At 68.5% G+C, this 19,853-nt stretch carries 21 protein-coding genes; 15 read left to right on the forward strand and 6 right to left on the reverse strand.

Annotated elements, in window-relative coordinates:
• The first annotated feature begins 53 nt into the window (after window positions 1-53).
• Window positions 54-695, forward strand: coding sequence for a ScbR family autoregulator-binding transcription factor (locus tag E3T19_RS14450; RefSeq protein WP_088455081.1), 642 nt, complete (start codon window positions 54-56; stop codon window positions 693-695).
• A 94-nt stretch (window positions 696-789) separates the two neighbouring features.
• Here E3T19_RS14450 and E3T19_RS14455 read toward each other — a convergent pair whose 3' ends face one another.
• On the reverse strand, window positions 790-1,221 hold the full coding sequence (locus E3T19_RS14455; RefSeq protein WP_174776277.1) for an organic hydroperoxide resistance protein: 432 nt from the start codon (window positions 1,219-1,221) through the stop codon (window positions 790-792).
• A gap of 128 nt (window positions 1,222-1,349) precedes the next feature.
• Between E3T19_RS14455 and E3T19_RS14460 the strand changes: the two genes are divergently transcribed.
• The 3 genes from E3T19_RS14460 (at window position 1,350) to E3T19_RS14470 (ending at window position 2,827) form a co-directional block, all read left to right on the forward strand.
• Complete coding sequence (locus tag E3T19_RS14460; protein ID WP_134409161.1) at window positions 1,350-1,904, forward strand: MarR family winged helix-turn-helix transcriptional regulator; 555 nt, start codon at window positions 1,350-1,352, stop codon at window positions 1,902-1,904.
• Between the two features lie 58 nt (window positions 1,905-1,962).
• A complete protein-coding gene (locus tag E3T19_RS14465) occupies window positions 1,963-2,331 on the forward strand; it encodes a GNAT family N-acetyltransferase (RefSeq protein WP_088455083.1) in 369 nt (122 codons plus the stop codon).
• Between the two features lie 82 nt (window positions 2,332-2,413).
• On the forward strand, window positions 2,414-2,827 hold the full coding sequence (locus tag E3T19_RS14470; RefSeq protein ID WP_134409162.1) for an Hsp20/alpha crystallin family protein: 414 nt from the start codon (window positions 2,414-2,416) through the stop codon (window positions 2,825-2,827).
• Between the two features lie 24 nt (window positions 2,828-2,851).
• Here E3T19_RS14470 and arsB read toward each other — a convergent pair whose 3' ends face one another.
• On the reverse strand, window positions 2,852-3,982 hold the full coding sequence (gene arsB, locus E3T19_RS14475) for an ACR3 family arsenite efflux transporter (RefSeq protein WP_134409163.1): 1,131 nt from the start codon (window positions 3,980-3,982) through the stop codon (window positions 2,852-2,854).
• Between the two features lie 96 nt (window positions 3,983-4,078).
• Here arsB and E3T19_RS14480 point away from each other — a divergent pair, with 96 nt between their 5' ends.
• The 3 genes from E3T19_RS14480 to E3T19_RS14490 all read left to right on the forward strand — a co-directional run bounded on the left by E3T19_RS14480 (window position 4,079) and on the right by E3T19_RS14490 (window position 5,760).
• On the forward strand, window positions 4,079-4,429 hold the full coding sequence (locus E3T19_RS14480; protein WP_103459677.1) for a metalloregulator ArsR/SmtB family transcription factor: 351 nt from the start codon (window positions 4,079-4,081) through the stop codon (window positions 4,427-4,429).
• A gap of 49 nt (window positions 4,430-4,478) precedes the next feature.
• A complete protein-coding gene (locus tag E3T19_RS14485) occupies window positions 4,479-4,664 on the forward strand; it encodes a hypothetical protein (protein WP_134409164.1) in 186 nt (61 codons plus the stop codon).
• Between the two features lie 316 nt (window positions 4,665-4,980).
• Complete coding sequence (locus E3T19_RS14490; protein ID WP_134409165.1) at window positions 4,981-5,760, forward strand: M23 family metallopeptidase; 780 nt, start codon at window positions 4,981-4,983, stop codon at window positions 5,758-5,760.
• Between the two features lie 44 nt (window positions 5,761-5,804).
• Here E3T19_RS14490 and E3T19_RS14495 read toward each other — a convergent pair whose 3' ends face one another.
• From E3T19_RS14495 to E3T19_RS14505, 3 genes are all read right to left on the reverse strand, one after another.
• Window positions 5,805-6,170 (reverse strand): CHY zinc finger protein, encoded by a 366-nt coding sequence (locus tag E3T19_RS14495; RefSeq protein ID WP_134409166.1) that lies wholly within the window; start codon window positions 6,168-6,170, stop codon window positions 5,805-5,807.
• A gap of 180 nt (window positions 6,171-6,350) precedes the next feature.
• Window positions 6,351-7,268, reverse strand: coding sequence for a thioredoxin domain-containing protein (locus E3T19_RS14500; RefSeq protein ID WP_103479850.1), 918 nt, complete (start codon window positions 7,266-7,268; stop codon window positions 6,351-6,353).
• A gap of 161 nt (window positions 7,269-7,429) precedes the next feature.
• Window positions 7,430-8,752: a GNAT family N-acetyltransferase gene (locus E3T19_RS14505; protein WP_134409167.1), complete on the reverse strand. Its 1,323-nt coding sequence runs from the start codon at window positions 8,750-8,752 to the stop codon at window positions 7,430-7,432.
• Window positions 8,753-9,183: 431 nt separating this feature from the next.
• On the opposite strand from E3T19_RS14505, the gene E3T19_RS14510 reads away from it, so the two are divergent.
• The gene (locus E3T19_RS14510) at window positions 9,184-10,197 is read left to right on the forward strand and encodes a LacI family DNA-binding transcriptional regulator (RefSeq protein WP_088455092.1); all 1,014 of its coding nucleotides are present in this window, start codon (window positions 9,184-9,186) and stop codon (window positions 10,195-10,197) included.
• Here E3T19_RS14510 and E3T19_RS14515 read toward each other — a convergent pair.
• The gene (locus E3T19_RS14515) at window positions 10,161-11,540 is read right to left on the reverse strand and encodes a glycoside hydrolase family 27 protein (protein WP_370294275.1); all 1,380 of its coding nucleotides are present in this window, start codon (window positions 11,538-11,540) and stop codon (window positions 10,161-10,163) included. The two genes, E3T19_RS14510 and E3T19_RS14515, sit on opposite strands and share 37 nt — an antisense overlap.
• Window positions 11,541-11,792: 252 nt before the next feature.
• Here E3T19_RS14515 and E3T19_RS14520 point away from each other — a divergent pair, with 252 nt between their 5' ends.
• The 7 genes from E3T19_RS14520 to E3T19_RS14550 all read left to right on the forward strand — a co-directional run bounded on the left by E3T19_RS14520 (window position 11,793) and on the right by E3T19_RS14550 (window position 19,831).
• Window positions 11,793-13,088 carry a sugar ABC transporter substrate-binding protein gene (locus tag E3T19_RS14520; protein WP_370028216.1) on the forward strand — a complete coding sequence of 432 codons (1,296 nt, stop codon included), beginning with the start codon at window positions 11,793-11,795 and terminating at the stop codon, window positions 13,086-13,088.
• Between the two features lie 104 nt (window positions 13,089-13,192).
• Entirely contained in the window at window positions 13,193-14,107 is a 915-nt protein-coding gene (locus E3T19_RS14525; protein ID WP_165791122.1) for a carbohydrate ABC transporter permease, read from the forward strand.
• A 10-nt stretch (window positions 14,108-14,117) separates the two neighbouring features.
• Complete coding sequence (locus tag E3T19_RS14530) at window positions 14,118-15,083, forward strand: carbohydrate ABC transporter permease (RefSeq protein ID WP_240632350.1); 966 nt, start codon at window positions 14,118-14,120, stop codon at window positions 15,081-15,083.
• A 2-nt stretch (window positions 15,084-15,085) separates the two neighbouring features.
• A complete protein-coding gene (locus E3T19_RS14535) occupies window positions 15,086-16,534 on the forward strand; it encodes an arabinan endo-1,5-alpha-L-arabinosidase (RefSeq protein WP_134409168.1) in 1,449 nt (482 codons plus the stop codon).
• A gap of 1 nt (window position 16,535) precedes the next feature.
• Window positions 16,536-17,240 carry a YesL family protein gene (locus E3T19_RS14540; protein ID WP_088455096.1) on the forward strand — a complete coding sequence of 235 codons (705 nt, stop codon included), beginning with the start codon at window positions 16,536-16,538 and terminating at the stop codon, window positions 17,238-17,240.
• Between the two features lie 81 nt (window positions 17,241-17,321).
• The gene (locus tag E3T19_RS14545) at window positions 17,322-18,827 is read left to right on the forward strand and encodes an alpha-N-arabinofuranosidase (protein WP_134409169.1); all 1,506 of its coding nucleotides are present in this window, start codon (window positions 17,322-17,324) and stop codon (window positions 18,825-18,827) included.
• Complete coding sequence (locus E3T19_RS14550; RefSeq protein ID WP_134409170.1) at window positions 18,803-19,831, forward strand: arabinan endo-1,5-alpha-L-arabinosidase; 1,029 nt, start codon at window positions 18,803-18,805, stop codon at window positions 19,829-19,831. The genes E3T19_RS14545 and E3T19_RS14550 overlap by 25 nt, the downstream gene beginning before the upstream one ends.
• The last annotated feature ends 22 nt before the right edge of the window (window positions 19,832-19,853 follow it).

Raw genomic sequence — 19,853 nt, forward strand, 5'->3', positions numbered from 1 at the left:
TCGGAATTGGTCTCGGTGCCGTGCCGGGTGCCCGTTTCCAGTCGAGGAGCGTCATGACCCAACAGGCTCGCGCCGTGGAAACCCGGGCGGCGATCATCCGCGCCGCCGCCGATGTCTTCGGCGCTGTGGGCTACGGCGGTGCCTCGATGGCGGATATCTGTGTCGCGGCCGGGCTCACCAAGGGGGCGCTGTACTTCCACTTCGCGTCGAAGGAGGCGCTGGCGCTGGCGGTCATCGACGCCCAGCATGAGCGGGCGCTCGGGCTCGGCGACGAGTTGCTGCACAGCGAGCAGCCCGGCCTGCACGTGCTGTTGCGGATGGCGTTCGAGCTGGGCAAGCAGGTGCGCGACGATCCGGTGTCGCGGGCAGGCATCCGCCTGACGATGGAATCGAGCAACCTCTCGGTGCCCGTGGTGACGCCATACGAGGACTGGATCGCGGCCTGCGAGCTGTTGCTGCGGCGCGCGATCCTCGACGGCGACGTGCGCGCCGACGTGGATGTCGCCGCCGCCGCCCGGTTCATCAGCCCGGCGTTCACGGGTGTGCAGGTGGTCTCCGGCGTGCTCACCGGCCGGGCGGACCTGATGCAGCGGCTCGTGGAGATGTGGTCGTTCGTGCTGCCGAGCCTGGTGGTGCCTGAGCGGTGGGACGTGCTGCGGACCCTGCCCGCGGAGATGGCCGACGTCTGGGGGTAGAGCCTGCCGGTGGCGCAACTGGTGCCCGTGCGGACAATTGGTGCCGGTGTGCCGGACGCAATTGTCCGCACGGGACGCAGAACGAAGGTGGTGGCTAGTCCTCGTCGGTGACGACGGTGAGCTTCACGGCGATGTTGCCGCGGGTGGCGCGGGAATACGGGCAGACCGCGTGTGCGGCTTCCATGGCTGCCTGCGCTGTGGCCGGGTCTGCGCCGGGGATCTGGGCCTCGATGGTGACCTCGAAGTCGAGGCCGGTGGCCATGCTGCCGACGAGGTTGACCGTGAGGGTGACGGCGGATTCCGACACGTCGACCTTGTTCTGGCGGGCGGTGGCCTTGAGGGCGTTGTGGAAGCAGGCCGCCCAGCCGCTGGCGAAGAGCTGCTCGGGGTTGGTGCCGGGTCCGTCGTCGCCGCCCATGTCCTTGGGGATGGACAGGTCGAGGTCGAGCTTGTTGTCGCTGGTGACGACCTTGCCGGTGCGTCCACCCCAGGAGGTGGCGGATGCGGTGTAAATGGCGTTGGTCATGATTGTCTTCTTTCGGGTAGAGCGGAGCACACTGGACTCAGTCGTCAACACGCAGAGTGTTCGACATCGAGCCGACAAGTGCTTCGTATTCGAAACAACTTCTTTCTCACCCTAACGGAGGACCGACCATGGGAATTCCCGAACCATCCATCTCGGCCGATGAGATGCGTGCCTGGGCGGCCCTGTTCGAGACGTCGAACATCGTGCAGTACGCGGCCGACCGCAATCTGCGCGACTCCGTGGGCCTCACCCTCGCGCAGTTCGAGATTCTCCTGCGCATCGGCGAAGCCGGCACCGTTGGGCGGCGCATGACCGACATCGCCGATTCACTCACGGTCTCCCGCAGTGGGCTCACGTACCAGGTCGGCCAGTTGGAGCGGAAGGAGCTGGTGCTTCGGCAGCCAGCCCCCGACGACGACAGGTCGGTCATCGCCCACATCACTCCGGCGGGCCTCGACCTGCTGCGGACGGGCATCCCCGGTTACGTCGACCTGGTGCGGGAGATGCTCTTCGACAGGCTCAGCCATGCCGACCTGATGACCGTCACCGAGATCCTCGACGATGTGCGCCGCCAGCTCAAGGAGCAGCCGAAGCGGTCAACCTACCGGCGGGCGCGGCGCAGCGTCGCTCAGGCTGGTTCGGATGCCGCGGCGGCGGCCGGTGCGGTGCCGACCACCGAGTAGCGCCGGATGGGCAGCCGCGAGGGGTTGCATCCGTCGGCGCGCTGGGCAGACTGGGGGGATGAGCATCCCCACACATGGCGATAGTCAGCCCGGTGCCGGCGAGCAGCGCACCGTCGAACTCGTCGAGGATGAGCGCCGGTACGTGCTGCTGCTCGACGGGGTGCAGGTGGGCCACACTGTCTACGCCGATCACGGCGAACAGCGGGTGTTCGTGCACACCGAGATCAGCATGGACCAGTCCGGCAAGGGGCTGGCGTCGACGCTGGTGGCGGCCGCGCTCGCCGATGTGCGGGCGCGCGGGCTGCGGGTCGTGGCGTTGTGCCCGTTCACGGCCGCCTACCTGCGCGGGCATCGCGAGTACGACGATATTCTCGACCCGCTGACCCCGCGGCTGAAGGCCGATCTGCGCGCGGCGCAGCTGATCTAGCGCCCGCCGCACGGCCTGCGCGGGCCACGGCGCGGGGGTACTCTGTGCAGCGAAAACAGGCCGAACCCCAAGGAGATGCATCATGGCTGGTGGAGTAGCGCGCCGCGACCGATTCGAATTGCCCGACTCGGTGCGACGCTTTTTTGAGGGCGACTGGGAGTCCGCAGCCCTGCGGGTGGAGGAATACCACGAGGGTGACACCCTCGTGGTGAAAGCCGAGATGCCCGGCATCGACCCCGACAAGGACGTGGACATCTCGGTGTCCGACGGGGTCCTGCACATCCAGGCCGAACGCCAAGAGACCAGCGAACACAAGGAGAAGGGCGGTTACCGCACCGAATTCCGCTACGGCTCCTTCGCCCGCGACATCCCGTTGCCCAGCGGCAGCAAAGACTCCGACGTCTCGGCCAGCTACCGGGACGGCGTACTCGAGGTGCGGGTGCCCGTCGCCGAGCGCGAGCAGACGACGTCGAAGATCCAGGTGACCCGCGGCTGAGCCTGCACCGCTGGCACTGACGGGTCAGACGGCGGTCGGCGCCGCCGCCTCGGTGGATGCCGGTTCGCCGGATGCTGCGGCCCGGGGCGCCGGCTCGTGGCCGAACAGCTTCGGGCGCAGCCACAGCGACACGTAGACCAGGGCGATCAGAGCCGGCACCTCGATCAGCGGGCCCACGATGCCGGCCAGGGCCTGACCGCTCGTGGCGCCGAACGTGCCGATGGCCACCGCGATGGCCAGCTCGAAGTTGTTTCCCGCCGCCGTGAAGGCCAGCGTGGCCGTGCGGGCGTACGACAGCCCGACCAGCCGGCCGGCCAGAAAGCCCGCCCCGAACATCACCGCGAAGTAGACCAGCAGCGGCAGGGCGATGCGCACCACGTCCAGCGGCCGGTCGATGACCTGCTGACCCTGCAGGGCGAAGAGCAACACGATCGTGAAGAGCAGTCCGTAGAGCGCGAACGGGCCCACCCGCGGCAGGAACCGGCTCTCGTACCAGGCGCGGCCACGGGCGGCCTCGCCGATGCGACGGGAGAGGTAGCCGGCCAGCAACGGAATTCCGAGGAACACCAACACGCTCGCGGTGATCGCCCAGATGGAGAACTCGGCGCTGGTCGTGGCCAGGCCGAGCCAGGCCGGCAGCACCTGCAGGTAGAACCAGCCGAGGGCGGCGAACGCGATGACCTGGAACACCGAGTTGATCGCCACGAGGAACGCCGCGGCCTCCCGGTCGCCGCAGGCCAGGTCGTTCCAGATGAGCACCATGGCGATGCACCTGGCCAGACCCACGATGATGAGCCCGGTGCGGTATTCGGGCAGGTCGGGCAGGAAGACCCAGGCGAGCGCGAACATCAGCGCCGGGCCCACGAGCCAGTTCAGCACCAGCGAGGACACCAGCAGGCGCCGGTCGCCGGCGACGGCGCGGGCATCCGAGTACCGCACCTTGGCGAGCACCGGATACATCATCACCAACAGGCCCACCGCGATCGGCACGCTCACCGAGCCGATCGAGAACGCGTGCAGCAGGTCGCCGACGCCGGGCGCGAAGACGGCGAGCAGTAGCCCGAGCCCCATCGCGAGGAGAATCCAGACCGGCAGCAGCCGATCGGTGGTGCCGAGCTGCGCGGCGGCAGGGGCGGGCTGGTCGGCGGATGTCATGGTGCTCCATCGGTCGCGGCTGGGAAATAGATGAACGTCGATATTGAGTGTGGCGACAGCATCGATGGATGTCAATTCGCGTGTCAGAATGGGGGGATGGTGAACGTCGAACTTCTGCAGGCCCCCGCGGCGGTCGAGTGCTGCGCGCCGCCCGCCCGCCAAGCGCTCGCCGCGGACGGCGCGGAAAAGCTTGCGAAGACCCTCAAGGCCATCGCCGATCCGGCCCGGCTTCGGCTGATCTCGATGGTCGCCGCCCACGACGACGCCGAAGCCTGCGTCTGCGACCTCACCGAACCCCTCGGCCTCAGTCAGCCCACGGTGTCCCACCATCTCAAAGTGCTGGTGGATGCCGGTATTCTCTCCCGGGACAAGCGCGGCACCTGGGCGTACTACCGACTGGTGCCCGGCGCTCTCGACGCCCTGGCCCAGTCGGTCGTCACCGTCTGAGCCCTCGGGTCCACTGGAACCACCCAGCCGCGCTTTGTAGAGTGAAGGCATGACAATCGCACCCGATCACGCCGTGCGCCGCAGCGCTCTGTTCGGCTGGCTGTGGAGCGTCGCGGTTCTCGGCCTCGGCCTCTGGGTGAGCCTGGCCACCGGTGAGTGGATCGCCTTGCTGTGCGCGGCAGGCCTGGTCATCCTGCCGATCGGCGGCCTGGCCCTCCGCGCCAGACGACCCTAGCGACACCCCCGCCGATGTGTGCGTACGCATGCACGCACACGGTTTACCCAGAAACGTGACGTAACGTCATTTACCTGCGCGCGGGGCCGACGTCGTCGCCGTGTGCTGGATTCCCATTCGGCGGTGCCACCTTCACGGTTCCCGCCCGCTCCACGCCCTATCCGGCCTGCCCTGTCACCTGACGCGGGCCGCTGCCGGTGAGTGACCCTTTCGAGGCCTGGTGGATCCGCATCCTGATCCCGCATCGACCAGAAAGCTTTTGCCATGTCCATTTGCACCGTGCACATCCTTGCCCACGTTTCGGCCGGGGAGTTTCATGCGTAGGCGCAGCGGATTCATCAAGCCGCCCTCCCGCCGCCGGCAGGTCACCGCCGTCACCGCCATGACCTTTGTGGCGCTGCTCACCACGGCCGGTGCGCTGCCCGCGCAGGCCGCTTACGTGGATGCCGACGGTGCTCCGGCCAGCGCGGCTCAGGCGTCCGCCGCCAGGGTAGCCCAGGCCGAGGCCGCACCGGCACAGAGCATCAGCGTGACCGCCGCAGCGCCCGTCCCCGTGCAGGTGGACACCTACACGGCCAAGGAGGTCGCGCCGCCACCACCACCCGTGGTCGTCGCCCCCGCCGCCGCGGCCGCGGCCACCGCCGTTGCCGCCGCCCCCGCCGGGGCGAGCGTGCGCTGGCCGTTCCCCGGCTCCATCCGCATCTCCGACGGGTACGGCCCCCGCTCGGCGCCCTGCGCGGGATGCTCGACCTTCCACGACGGCCTCGACATGAACCCCGGCCAGGGAACCCCGATCGGTTCCGTCGCCGACGGCGTCGTGAGCTCGGTGACCGCGTACGACAACGGCGGCCTGGGCGTGCACGTCATGATCGATCACGTCGTGAACGGTCAGAACGTCACCAGCACTTACGGGCACATGCTCGCCGGCTCCGCCGCCGTGAGTGTGGGCCAGTCCGTCACGGCCGGTCAGGTGATCGGCAACGTCGGCAGCACGGGCCAGAGCACCGGACCGCACCTGCACCTGGAGCTGCACCTCAACGGCGTAACCGCCATCGACCCGTACTCCTGGCTGACCGAGCACGCGGGGCCGATGTAGCCGACCCCGGGGCTCCATGCGGCGCCGGTCGCCCGGGCCGGGAGTCAGGGCGTCGGCGGCGTCACCTGGAAGTACAGGTGGGCGTGCAGACGACATCCGTCATTGAAGGGCGACCCGCACGCCGGGCAGGCGGACACGGACCTGTAGACCTCGATCGTGAGGGTCTGCCCGCACGCCCCGCAGAGAATCGCCCGCTCGGCCCACTCCGCCGGCGCCCACTGCGCTGCCGGGTGCGATTCGGCGTCGGCGTGACACTGGAAGCACGGGTAGAACCTGTCGCAGCAGCGGAACCTGATCGCGACGATGTCGGTGGGCCCGGCGTAATGCACGCACCGGGTGTTCGCATCGACTGTGGCGCCGTAGACGCGCGGCCTGGCCGGGTGCCGGTCGGCCGGGACTTCGTGCAACATGCCGTCTCCTTCGGGTCCAACAGCGCGGTCACCCGCTCGCATCCGTTCGCATCCGCTCTCGTGCGCGGAGAACAACTGTGGCCGGTGCGGACTTCTGCGCCCGGTGTGCCGGGTGCACTTGTCCGCACCGGCCACAGTAGCCGAGCTGGATGCCGTCGCGGGAGTCCGCGCGGGCAGTGGCTACTCGCCCGTGTCGGTGCCCGAGTCGGTGCCGCTGGTGTCGGTCGTCGCGGTGGCCTGCTCCAACACGAACGCCTCGAAGGCTGCCGCGTCGCCGAGGTCGCCCTCATACTTGACGCCCTGCACGAGGACCGTCGGGGTGCCGGCGAGCGCGCCGATGTCGGTGTTGGGCAGCGGGTTGTCCAGAGCGCGGTCGGTGGCGTCGCCCACCCAGTCGGCGAACTCCTGGTCGGTGATGCAGGTGGCCACGGATTCGTCGGTGACGCCGGCCTCCTCCACCAGGCTGACGAGCTCAGCATTGCTGAGGCCGGTCGTGCCCTCGGTGGGCTGGTTCGCGAACAGGGCGCTGTTCACGTCGAGGAAGCTGTCCGGCTGGTAGTTGGCCACGCAGGCGGCGGCGTTGGCCGACCTGGTGGAGTACTTGCTGCCGCTCGAGGACTGGTCGAGGATCGAGATCGGGTGCGTCTCGAGGGTGATGTTGCCCGCGGTGAGCCAACTGGTGAGCTGGGCGCCGTTCGTGGTCTCGAACTGGCCGCAGTATGGGCACAGGTAGTCCAGGTACACCGCGATGTTCACGGTGCTGGTGAGCTCGCTCACATCGGTGGGCACTGGCTCGGCGTCGGCCGCGGTCGCCGCGGTCGTCACGGCGCTGATGGTGGTGCCGTCACCCTGCATCAGGATGCCGTCGCTGGCCATGTTGAGCGGCCCGGGCGAGGGCGGCTTGACGCTGCCCACGATCAGGACGGCGACGATGACGGCCACGGCCACCAGGGCCAGGCCGATGCCGCCGCGGAGGAACCAGCGATTGCGCGTCTCGCGCTTCTTCTGCTCCTCCCGCTGGATGCGGGCGGTCTCGCGCGCGACCTCACGGCGATCCTTCTTCGGGGGGAGCGCCTGGCCGGGGGTTTTTGAGTTCATGGGCTATCTGTGCCGTTTCGTCGGGACTGGTTCTCACCCCGACGATATCGACCCGGCCTATGAGGCCGGTTGCCGGGTGCTGTGAGCTAGCTGGGAGGGCAGCCCGAGCCGGGCACCCAGATCAGCCTAAGACCAGATCGGGGTGCACCGGGAGCGAGCGGCTAGAACCAGGTGCTCAGGTGCGGGGCGTAGGCGGAGTGCAGCGCCGTGTCCAGCCGGATGGCGGCATCCGGGGACTTCTCGGTGATCCGGCCGGCGCGGGCGAGGTCGACCGCGCTCGTGCCGCCGAGGTACAGCGACGCCAGGTCCGCTGCCGAGAGGGCCACCTCGACGGCGCCGGCCGGGGCCGTACCGGTGAGCGGATGCGCCTGTCCCGACCCGTCGGCGGCCACGGTGAGCAGAAACCGGCCCTCGGCGAAGCCGAGGTCGTCGGTGACGTCGAGCAGGTAGTCGCCCGGCGCCGCGTAGCTGCGGGCGCCGAGCGCCACCGGAACGTCGAGGATGCGCAGCCAGAGGTGGTCGCGTTCGCTGGTCTTGCGCACGGCGCGGTGGTCGGAGACCTGCCAGGCCACCGGCTCGGAGACGCTGCGGAGGCCCGCGTTGATCTCGTTGACCATGTCCATCTCGATCACGAACCGCCAGAGCGCGGCATAGGCGTCGTCGGTGGCCGCGACGAGGTCGACAAGCTTGAGCTGGCCGGGGTGGCTGACGTTCTGCAGCGCGATCTCGTAGAGCGCGAATCCGGCGATGGCGCCGTCGGCATCGTCGTAGCGCACCGCGCGGATGCCGCGCTTGTGCGCGTCGGGTTCGTTCGGCAGCAGGCCAAGGGTGCGCTTCCACCAGATCTCGCGACGGTCGACCTCGCCGGGGGAGCGATCGCGGGTGCGTTCGAAGACTTCGGGGCCGTCGGCGAGCAGCGATTCCGGGCTGACGAACTGAACGCGGCCGGCCGGGGTGGGGCCGGTCCAGCGGGCCCGCTGGGTGTCGACGACGTACGAGGACTGCCGAGCCGACGGTCCGAAACCGTACCGGCCGTAGATGGTGGCTTCGGAGACCGTGAGCATGGCGATCGGCAGGCCAAGCCGCTGGGCGGTGCGGAGCTCCGACGTGAGCATGGCCCTGGCAATGCCCTGGCGGCGGTGGGTGGGGGAGACGGTGACCGAGCTGATCGCCCAGGTGCCCAGGGCGGTGCCGCCGGGCACGGTCAGGCCCATCTCCCAGGACCGTATCGTGGCGACCGGGGTCTCCGGGTCGGCCTGCGAGGCGTCCCAGACGCCGGTGACCCTGTCGGTGGCGATGTCCTCGACCTGCACCTCGAGGGTGCCCTCGGTGGGCGTTACCTCGTGGAAGCCGCGGGCATCCGCCAGCAGCCAACGCTTGAGGCCCGCCTCGTCGTCGGCGTCGAGCACCGCCAGTCTCAGGCCGCGTTCGGCGAGGTTTGCGGTGGATTCGGGGTCGACGGGTGCGGAGGCGTAGGCATTCACCCATCCAGCCTACTCACGCCGATCCGGGGCGGACCGGGTGGGTGGCGGCCCGCTTGTCACCGATGCGGGCGTCATCGGCGGCGACGGTACCGGGATGGTGTTCCTGGCGCAGGCGAGTGCCCTCCACGTCTCGTGGACCACTTTCTTCCCGCAGGCAGGTGTCCTTCGCGGCGGCACGGGTTCTAGCGTGTGCCGCCGGGACTGACGTGTGCCGCCGGGACTTGTGAGTGCCGCGAGGCCCGCGGCGCCGGAAGCGGGGCGAGGCCCCGCCGGGAATGGACCGCGCCAGAGCCGCCAGGCGGCTGCAACGTTGTAATGAAGGCGGTAAGTTCGGACGTGAGCAGACCGACGCGCCGAGGACGGCGTGTGGCCGCCCGGAGTCGCGACCGCGCGCACGGACTGTTCGCGGCACTGACCGACAGGGAGCGAAATTGGCAGCAACACTGCGCGATGTGGCGGCGCTCGCCGGCGTGTCGATCAAGACCGTCTCCAATGTGGTCCACGACTTTCAGCACATCCGGCCCGCAACCCGGGAGAGGGTGCGCGCGGCCATCGACGAGCTCGGCTACAAGCCCAACATCTCGGCACGCAGCCTGCGCTCCGGCCGCACCGGTGTGATCGGCCTGGCCCTGCCCGAGCTCAGCCTCAGCTACTTCGCCGAGCTGGCGGATGCGATCATCCAGGCCGCCGAGCGCCGTCACCTGGTGGTGCTGCTCGAGCAGACCGGTGGCGGTGACCGCGGCCGCGAGATCGCCATGCTCTCGAGCCCGCGGCTACAGCTGACCGACGGCCTGATCTTCAGCCCGCTGGGCCTGAGCACCGACGATGCCGCAATGCTCAACGTGGGCTACCCGATGGTGCTGCTCGGTGAGCGGGTCTTCGGCGGACCCGTTGACCACGTCACCATGCACAACGTGGAAGCCTCGAAGGCGGCGACCCTGCACCTGATCAGCCGGGGCCGGCGCCGGATCGCCATCATCGGTGCGCACGAGGGCGAGGTGGTGGGCTCCGCCGTGCTGCGTGTGCAGGGTTACCGCGAGGCCCTCGCCGAGGCCGGCATCCCGTTCGACCCGGCGCTGATCTGCAATGTGGGCCGGTGGCACCGGGCGGACGGCGCCGAGGCGATGCGCGCCCTGATCGACACCGGCGTCAGTTTCGACGCGGTGTTCGGGCTCAACGACACCCTGGCGCTCGGCGCCATGCGGGTGGCTCAGGTGGCCGGGCTGCGGGTACCGGAAGACGTGATGTTCATCGGCTTCGACGCCCTCGACGAGACCAAGTACTCCCTGCCGACCCTGTCGACCATCGACCCCGGCCGCGACGAGATCGCCGACACCGCGGTGCGCCTGCTCGTGCAGCGCATCGAGGAGGGCGTGACCCCGCGGGTGCCCGAGGTCTACCTGGCCGACTACACCGTGATCGACCGGGAGTCGACGGCAGGCTGACTGGACTGGTGCTCGAGGGCGGTGTCGAGGTGCACAAGACGGCAGCCGTGTGCCGGCACCCGCAGGGTGGTGCCGCCGTTCGTCACCGCGACCTGATCGCCGTGCCACAGGTCGGTGGCCGTGGCCGCCCCGGCCGGTGCGCCCAGCGCCGACAACGGCAGATGGATGTCCCTGGCGGCGTCCGCGGTGTTGAACACGGCCACGTAAATCGCCGCCGGCTCCTCGACTTCGGCCCCGGCAACCGAACTCCACACGATGGTGTCACCCTCCCGCCAGAGCTCCCGCTGGCCGTGCGAGTCGCGGTGCATGCGCAGCACCGCCGGGTTGGTGAGCAGGGCCAGGGTCTGGGGTGGGGTGGACGGCAGGTCGCCGCCGAACATCAACGGGGACCGGGCCAGGCACCACAGCGTGAGCATGGTGCGCTGTTCGTCCGGCGTGAGCCGGCTCATCCGGTCGTCGCCGCGTTCGGCCCGGATGCCGATGCGCCCCAACGGCAGCATGTCGGCGTCGGCCCAGGCTCCGGGGCACTGGTGCGGTGCCCAGCGCGCGAGCCGGCCGAACTGGTCGAGGATGTCCTCCCAGCGGTCCCAGAGATCGTCGGACACCCGCCAGAGCTCGGCGTTTGCGGCCAGGTGCTCGCGGTGGGCCTGGGAGAGATCGGTGCCGGGGGAGAGGCTGAGGGTGATCGGGCGTCCGGAGCGGGCGATGGCCAGGGCGTAGGCCGCAATTTCGCGGGAGTGGTACGGCGCGAGCATGTCGTCGGCCTTGATGAAGTCCACGCCCCAGGTCGCGAACTGGGCCACCTGGGCGTCGTAGTAGGCCTGCGCGCCGGGGTGGTCGTGGTTCAGGCCCACGTTGTCCGGGTTCCAGGTGCAGGCCGAGGCCGGGTCGGCGATGTCGGCGGCGGTCACCCCGGCACGCTCGAAGACGGGCAGGGCCCGCTCCACCGCGGCGCGCGGGATCCCGCGCATGATGTGCAGCCCGAAACGCAGGCCGAGCGCGTGCACCCGGGCGGCGAGCGGGGCGAAGCCGGCGCCGGCGGCCGCCGACGGGAACCGGTTGGTGGCGGGCAGCTGGCGGCCCCAGGCATCCATCTCGATGCCGGGCTTCTCGTTGTAACCGCCCGCGCGGGCGGCGGGGTCGTACCAGGCGATGTCGACCACGATGGTGTCCCAGCCGAAGCGCAGAAGGTGTTCGGCCATGAACTCGGCGTTGGCCAGCACCTCGGCCTCGGTGACGGTGGTGCCGTAACAATCCCAGGAGTTCCAGCCCATCGGAGGCCGGTCGGCGAGTGGGGCGACGGTGTCGTGCATGGCCAGGTCAGCGGGGAATTCGAGGGACATCGGGAGGCTCCGGTTCGGTGGGCCGCCCCGGCCACGGCCGGTAACGGGACGATAACATTTATTGCAACGTTGGAATTTTTTACCGGGATTCGTTGCGTATGCACCGAGCCTGTCATACTGTTACAACGTTGTAAAACACTCAGGACGCGGATGTCCGACCCGACGGGCCGTGGCATCCACCACTCACAGCACAGCCAATCGGGAAGGAACTACGTGATGAAGAGGTCACGTTTTATCGCCGCCTCCGTAGCAATGATCGCTACGACCGGCCTTCTGCTCAGCGGATGCTCGGCAGGAGCAGCAGACACCGGTGAGAAGCAGCTCACATTCATGTTCCGCGGCGGCGAAGACGAGAAGGCCGCATACACGACGGCCATCAAGGCCTTCGAAGAAGCCAACGACGTCAAGGTCAAGATCATCTCGACCACCGCAGACGACTACGCCACCAAGCTCAAGGCGGCCATCGCCGGCAAGCAGATCCCGGACGTGTTCTACATCGCGCAGGGCGACATCCAGGCCTACGTGAACAACGGTGTCGTCCTCGACATCACCGAGTACGTCGAAGGGTCGGACACCCTCGACCTCGACAACATCTGGGAATACGGCGTCGACAGCTACCGCTTCGACGGCAGCCTGGTCGGCGAAGGCGCCATCTACGCTCTGCCGAAGGACGTCGGACCGTTCTCGTTCGGGTACAACAAGACCATGTTCGAGGCCGCCGGTATTCCGCTGCCCGACGTGGACGTTCCCCTGACGCTCGAGGAGTTCGTCAACATCTCCAAGCAGCTCACCAAGGACCTCAACGGTGACGGCGAGCTGGACCAGTGGGGCACCGGCCTCAACGTGCAGTGGAGCCTGCAGTCGTTCGCATGGTCGAACGGCGCCGACTTCCTCAACGAGGACCGCACCAAGGTCACCGTTGACACGCCCGAGTTCGCCGAGGCGCTGCAGTGGTTCGCGGACCTGTCCAACGTGGAGGGCGTCACCCCCTCCACCGCGCAGGCGCAGACCCTTGACACCTACCAGCGTTGGATGAGTGGCCAGATCGCGTTCTTCCCGGTGGGCCCGTGGGACGTCTCCACGTACGCCGAGCTCGACTTCGACTGGGACCTGATTCCCTACCCGGCCGGGAAGACCGGTGAGTCCGCCACCTGGGTCGGCTCGCTCGGCATCGCCGTCGGCAGCACCACCGAGGACCCTGAGCTGTCCGCCAAGCTTGTCGAGTACCTCTCTGCCGACGTCACGGCGCAGCAGACCTTGGTCGACGCCGGGGTGCAGATCCCGAACCTCAAGGACATGGCCGACACCTGGGTGGCCGACTCGACCACCAAGCCGGCCAACAAGCAGGAATTCCTCGACATCGTCAACGACTACGGTCGTGCGCTGCCGGCGAACAACACCTACAACGCCGAGTGGTACGACGAGCTGTTCACCAACATCCAGCCGGTCCTCGACGGCAAGCAGACCGCCGCCGACTACCTCAAGGAGGCGCAGCCCAAGATGCAGGCCTTCCTGGACGACGCCAACGCCCAGGCCGGTATCGGCTAACACCGCCCGGATGCCGCGGCCGCGCTCTCTACGCGTGGCCGCGGCATCCGCCCCCGGCCCCGGCCGGCCCCCCGCTCATGGAATCACGTCAAGGAAGATCACTGATGTCCACCACAGCTCTTCGCACCAAGCCGCGCCGCTCTCGACTGCACAGGCGCGAGCACCAGGTTGCCCTCGCGTTCATCGCGATCCCCCTGATCGGCTTCCTGCTTTTCACGCTCTACCCGCTGCTGTTCTCCGTCTACGCCTCCTTCACGGCCTGGAATGGGCTGGCCGCTCCGAAGTTCAACGGGATCGACAACTACATCAAGATGTGGAACGACCCGTATTTCGCCAAGGCCATGTGGAACACCTTCTTCATGATGATCGGTATCCCGATCGGCCTGGTGCTCTCGATGGCGTTGGCCCTCGGGCTCAACCGTAAGATGCGCGGCACCACGTTCTTCCGCACCGTCTACTACGTGCCGGTGATCTCTTCGATCGCCGCAATCGCCATCCTCTGGCAGTGGGCCTACAACGGCGACTTCGGCCTGGTCAACCAGGTTCTGGACCTGTTCGGCATTCAGGGACCCAACTGGCTGGCGAACAAGGACACCGTCAAGCCGGCACTGATCATCATGGCCACCTGGAAGGGGCTCGGCTACTCGATGCTGCTCTACCTGGCTGCCCTGCAATCGGTGCCGCGCTACCTCTACGAGGCCGCAGCGCTCGACGGCGCCGGCACCTGGGCTCAGTTCCGCCACATCACCCTCCCGATGGTTCGACCGGTCACCTTCTTCCTCGTGGTGACGAGCATCATCGGCGGCTCGCAGATCTTCATCGAGGTCAACATCATGACCCCGACGGGCGGTCCGGAATTCAGCTCGGCGACCATCGTCTGGTACATCTGGCGGCAGGCCTTCAACAACCTGCACATGGGCTACGCGTCATCGATGTCGATCGTGCTCGGTCTGATCATCTTCGTGATCACCGTCATCCAATTCAGGCTCAACCGCCGCAACCAGTTCTCGATCGACTGAGGCCGCCACCGTGACTACATCAACCTCCCTGCCCGGCTCCATTCCGAGCGCAGCTCCCCTCCTGGCCCCCGACGGGGCACTCCCACCGACCTCAGGTGGCCGCCGTCTCCCGGCGCCGAACCGCAAGCGCGGCGTCTCGCGCACCACCAGCTATTCGATCGGCAATGTGATCGTCACGATCATCCTGTCCATCGGCGCTGTGGTCATGATCGGCCCGTTGCTCTGGACGTTCTCCACCTCCATCAAGACCCAGGAAGCGATCTTCTCGCTGCCGCCGCAGTGGATCCCCGACCCGATGGTGTGGGAGAACTACCTGCGGGTCTGGTCGGCCGGTCCGCTGCTCAGCGGCATCCGGAACAGCCTGATCGTGGCGGGCACCGTCACCGTGGTCGGATCGGTCACCTCCTCGATCGCCGCGTTCGCTTTCGCGAAGATGCGGATGCCGTTCAAGAACGCCGCATTCCTGATGCTGCTGGCCGGCCTGATGATCCCGTTCCCGACCATCATGATTCCGCAGTTCATGGTCTTCGCCGAGATCGGTTGGGTCGACACCCTGCTGCCGTTGATCGTGCCCGGCCTGTTCGGCAACATCATCATGATCTTCTTCCTCAAGCAGTACCTCGAGAACGTGCCGGACTCGATCATCGAGGCCGCCAAGCTCGACGGCGCTTCCTACCTGCAGATCTTCTTCAAGCTGATCTTCCCGGCCATCCGGCCCGCCATGGCGGCGCAGTTCATCCTCTGGTTCATGGCCGTCTGGAACGACTACCTGGCCCCGATCATCTACCTGAACACGCCGGAGAAGCAGACCCTGCAGCTGGTGATCGCGAGCTTCAACGCCCAGTACGCCAGCCAGACCGACTACCCGCTGATCATGGCGGCGTCCTTCATCGCCCTGCTGCCCGTGCTGATCGTGTTCATCATCTTCCAGCGCCAGATCATCGAATCCGTCGCCCTCACCGGCGGGAAGGGCTGATCATGTCGGTTCTCGACCAGACCCTGCCCGGCCAAGCGCGACCCGGCCAGGCGCTGCGCAGCCTGACCCCGGCGCCCGCCGGCGACCCGGCCGACTGGGGCACCCGCAACGCCCACGACCCCACCGTCGTGCGCGACACCGACGGCACCTGGTACATGTTCTCCACGGATGCCGCCGCCGGCGCCGATGCGGTGGCGGCCGGCGTGCACGTGCGCCGGTCGCCCGACCTCGTGCACTGGTCCTTCGTGGGCACCGCCCTGGACGGCGTGCCCGGGCCCGCTTTCGAGTGGAGCCAGGCGCCCGGGCTCTGGGCTCCGGAGGTCGTGCGCTGGCCGACGGGCGGCGCCTCGACCGCCGCCGCATCCGATGTGAAGTGGCACATGTACTACTCGGCCTCCACCTTCGGTTCGAGCACGTCCGCCATCGGCCTGGCCGTGGCGAGCCGGCTGGCCGGACCGTGGGAGGACCGCGGCATCGTCGTGGCCACCCGCGCCGGAACCGACAGCCAGAACGCGATCGACGCGGCCGTCACCGTCGACAGGTCCGGCACCCCGTGGCTGACCTACGGGTCGTTCTTCTCCGGCATCTACACGCTGCCGCTGAACCCGGCGACCGGCCGACCACAGACGCCGGGCGACCTGGGCACCGTCATCGCCCGCCGGCCGGTGTCGGTGGACCGGGCGATCGAAGGCGCCTTCATCGTCTACCGCCGAGAGGAGGACCGCTACGTGCTGTTCTCCTCCTACGACTCGCTCTTCGACAGCTACAACGTACGGGTGGCCGTGGCCGAGGAGATCACCGGCCCGTACACCGACCTGCTCGGCCACTCGATGACCGACCTCGACACCGATCCGGCCCTGATCGGCACCAAGGTGCTCGGCAGCCACCGGTTCGGCGACGACACCGGCTGGCTCGCCCCCGGGCACAACTCGATCCTGACCGAGCCGGGCCTGCCCGGCACGAGCCCTGCCGCCGATGCAACAGCGTCAGCCTGCCGCGCCGACGAGTACTTCATGGTGCACCACGTGCGCTTCGCCGACGACCCCAGCCAGCACGTTGTGCAACTGCGGCGCACCTTCTTCACCGAAGCGGGGTGGCCCGTCGTCTCGCCGCAGCCGTTCGCCGGCGCCGATGCGGAGCGCCTGGCCGCGCCGGTGAGCCTGGCCGGCCCGTGGCGCGCGGTGCGTCTGGTTCCGGAGTCGACCGCGCTGGTGAATGCCGACCCGGTCACCGTCGCAACGGCGCCCACGGTTCTGGTTCCCACGGATGCGCCTGAGCGGCTCTTCGACGGGCGCACCGAACGCGTGCGGCTGGTGGTCGGGGGCGCATCCGGCACCGAACTCGACGCCGTGGTCTTCACCAGCTGGGACTGGGCGAACGCCCGGCCCGCCCTCTCCTTCAGCGGTCTCACCGCCGACGGGGTGGCCTGGTTCGGCACGAGTGGCGCCTGAGATGGACGACTACGCCATCGGCTGGGCCGGGAAGGTGATGCACTGGCTGCGGTTCGCGATCGCGCTCGTGGTGATCAACCTGCTCTTCCTCGCGGGCACTCTCGCCGGGCTGATCGTGCTGGGCGTGTTCCCGGCGGCCACGGCCGCGGCGATCCTGCTCGGCCGGCTGCGCGCCGGCCAGCCCAGCGACAGGCTGGTGCGGGACTTCATCACCGCCTACCGCGCCCAGTTCTGGCACCTCGCGGTCGTCGCGATCCCGTTCCAGCTCGCCACGGTACTGGTGTTCCTCGACCTGGTGGCTTTCCAGACCACTGCGGTGGCGGGCAGCCCGGTCAGCGCAGTGCTGCTCGTGCTGCTGGTCGTGGTCTCGGTCGGCACCCTGCTGGCGGCGTTCTCCGCGATCATCATCTGCACCCGCTACCGCGACTCGGCCCGCTCGATCTGGCGGTACGCGTTTGTGCTGCCGTTTGTGTCCCCGCTGCTGAGCCTGTCGCTGATCCTGGCGCTGGGCGCGCTCACGCTGGCCCTGTTCCAGTTCGGCGTGCTGGTGCCGCTGATCGGCGCCTCGGCGCCACTGTTCGTGGCGGGCTGGCTCATCGACCACCGGCTCGCCGCCCTCGACGCGGCGCACCCCGCGCACGGCGCGGTGCGCAACGAAGACGGCGCACTGTCACTCGCGCCCAGCCGGCGTGCGTCGCCGGCCTGAACAGCCCACCCCACCGCCTTTTCTCGTTTCACTCGACTTCGCCCCACCTCGTCAACGCTGCACAGATAGGACACGATCTCCATGACCACCGCACGAATCAGTATCGACCGCACCAATGTGGTCGCCACCATCAACCGGCGCATCTTCGGCTCCTTCGTGGAGCACCTCGGTCGCTGCGTCTATGACGGGATCTACGAGCCCGACCACCCCACCGCCAACGAGGACGGCTTCCGCCTTGACGTGGTCGACCTGGTCAAGGAGCTGGGCTCCACCACCATTCGCTACCCCGGCGGAAACTTCGTCTCCGGCTACAAGTGGGAAGACGGCGTCGGACCCCGCGACCGGCGCCCGGTGCGCCGCGACCTGGCCTGGCACTCGCTGGAAAGCAACCAGGTGGGCCTGGAAGAGTTCGGCCGCTGGTGCGAACTGACCGGCTCCGAACTGATGATGGCCGTGAACCTCGGTACCCGCGGCATCGAGTCGGCGCTCGACCTGCTCGAATACGCCAACGGTGAGGCCGGCACCGCCCTGGCCGACGAGCGCGTCGCCAACGGCAAGACCGAACCGTACGACATCCGCATGTGGTGCCTCGGCAACGAGATGGACGGCCCCTGGCAGGTCGGCCACATGTCCTCCGACGACTACGGCAAGATCGCGGCCCGCACCGCCTCGGCAATGAAGACCGCCGACCCGTCGCTGGAGCTCGTGGTCTGCGGATCCTCCGGCTCGGCGATGCCCACCTTCGGCGAGTGGGAGCGGGTCGTGCTCGAGCACAGCTACGAGTCGGTCGACTACATCTCCTGCCACGCCTACTACCAGGAACGCAACGGCGACCTGGCCTCCTACCTGGCGTCGTCGCTGGAGATGAAGTACTTCATCGACACCGTCGTGGCCACCGCCGACCACGTCAAGCACAAGCTGCGCAGCAAGAAGACCATCCAGCTCTCCTTCGACGAGTGGAACATCTGGTACCTCGACGAGCACCAGGCCTCCGAGGAGGTCAACGACGAGTGGCGTTTCGCGCCGCGTCAGCTCGAGGACGTCTACTCGGTGGCGGATGCCGTCGTGCTCGGCAACCTGCTGATCACCCTGCTGCAGAACCACGACAGGGTCGGCTCGGCCTCTCTGGCACAGCTGGTGAACGTGATCGCCCCGATCATGACCGAACCAGGCGGAGACTCCTGGCGCCAGAGCACATTCTTCCCCTTCTCGGTGACCTCCAGGCTCGCCCGCGGCGAGGTGCTCACGCCCCGCATCACCGTCGACACCTACGACACCGCGGTGTACGGCGCCGCACCGCTGGTGGACTCGGTCGTGACCGCTGACGCCGAGACCGGCACGAGCGCGGTGTTCCTGGTGAACCGCAGCCAGACCGAGTCGATCGAGGTGGCCATCGACGTGTCCGGGCTCGGCGCATCCGCCATCACGGAAGCCGTCACCCTGCACGACGCCGACCCGTACGCGAAGAACACGCTGGCCGACCAGAACCGGGTGGGCCTGAAGGACCTCACCGGTTCGGTTCTCGCCGACGGCACGCTCACCGTGACGTTGCCGCCCGTCTCATGGTCGGCGATCGCGCTCGGTTAGGACGAGCGGGTCAGGCGGGCACGCCCGCGGGCCTGTTCGTCCTGACCCTGGCCGCGGTCGTCCTGTTCGTGCTGAGCGGATGCTCGGCCGAGCAGGGCGCCCGCGACCTCACCGGTGACATCGCCACCCACGACCCCGCCTACGTGGCCGGGGTCGAGGGGGACGCGTCGTACGTGTACTCGACCGGCAACGGGCAGGTCGCGGACGGCAACATCCAGATCCGCCGGTCCATGGACGGGCTGGATTGGGAATACGTCGGCGAGGTCTGGCAGGAGAAGCCGGACTGGCTGGTGGAGGCGGTGCCCGGGGTGGACAACCTGTGGGCGCCGGAGCTCTCCCAGCACGACGGCACCTGGTACCTCTACTACTCGGCGTCGCTATTCGGCACGAACACCTCGGTGATCGCGCTGGCGACCAACAGCACCCTCGATCCGGATGCGGCCGACTACGCCTGGGTGGACCGGGGCGAGGTGATCACCTCCGTGGGCACCGACTACAACGCGATCGACGCCGGGGTGGTCGAGGATGCCGAGGGCACGCCCTGGCTGAGCTTCGGCTCGTTCTCGTCCGGGCTGCACCTCGTCGAACTCGACTGGCCGAGCGGGCTGCGCGCCGACGACGCCGACCCGGTGCTGATCGCGGACCGCAACTTGGCCGTGAACGCTCTCGAGGCGCCGTTCCTGCTCGCGCACGACGGCTTCTACTACCTGTTCTTCTCGCGGGATTTCTGCTGCCGCGGCGTGGACAGCAGTTACAACATCGCCGTCGGACGGTCCGAGACCGTGGACGGACCGTACTTGGACGCCAACGGCGCCGCGCTGCTGGATGACGGCGGCACCCCGGTGCTCTCCGGCGACGGGGACCGGGTCGGCCCCGGCGGCCAGTCGGTGTCCGGCGGCACCCTCGCGTTCCACTACTACGACGCCAGCCTGGACGGCGCCTTTCAACTCGGCCTCATCCCGCTGCGCTGGGACGACGGCTGGCCGGTCGTGGCCTGGGAATAGCCGCCCATTTCTTCCGAACTAG

Origin of the sequence: Cryobacterium sp. TMT4-31, from assembly GCF_004403385.1 — a bacterium.
Taxonomy (GTDB): domain Bacteria; phylum Actinomycetota; class Actinomycetes; order Actinomycetales; family Microbacteriaceae; genus Cryobacterium; species Cryobacterium zongtaii.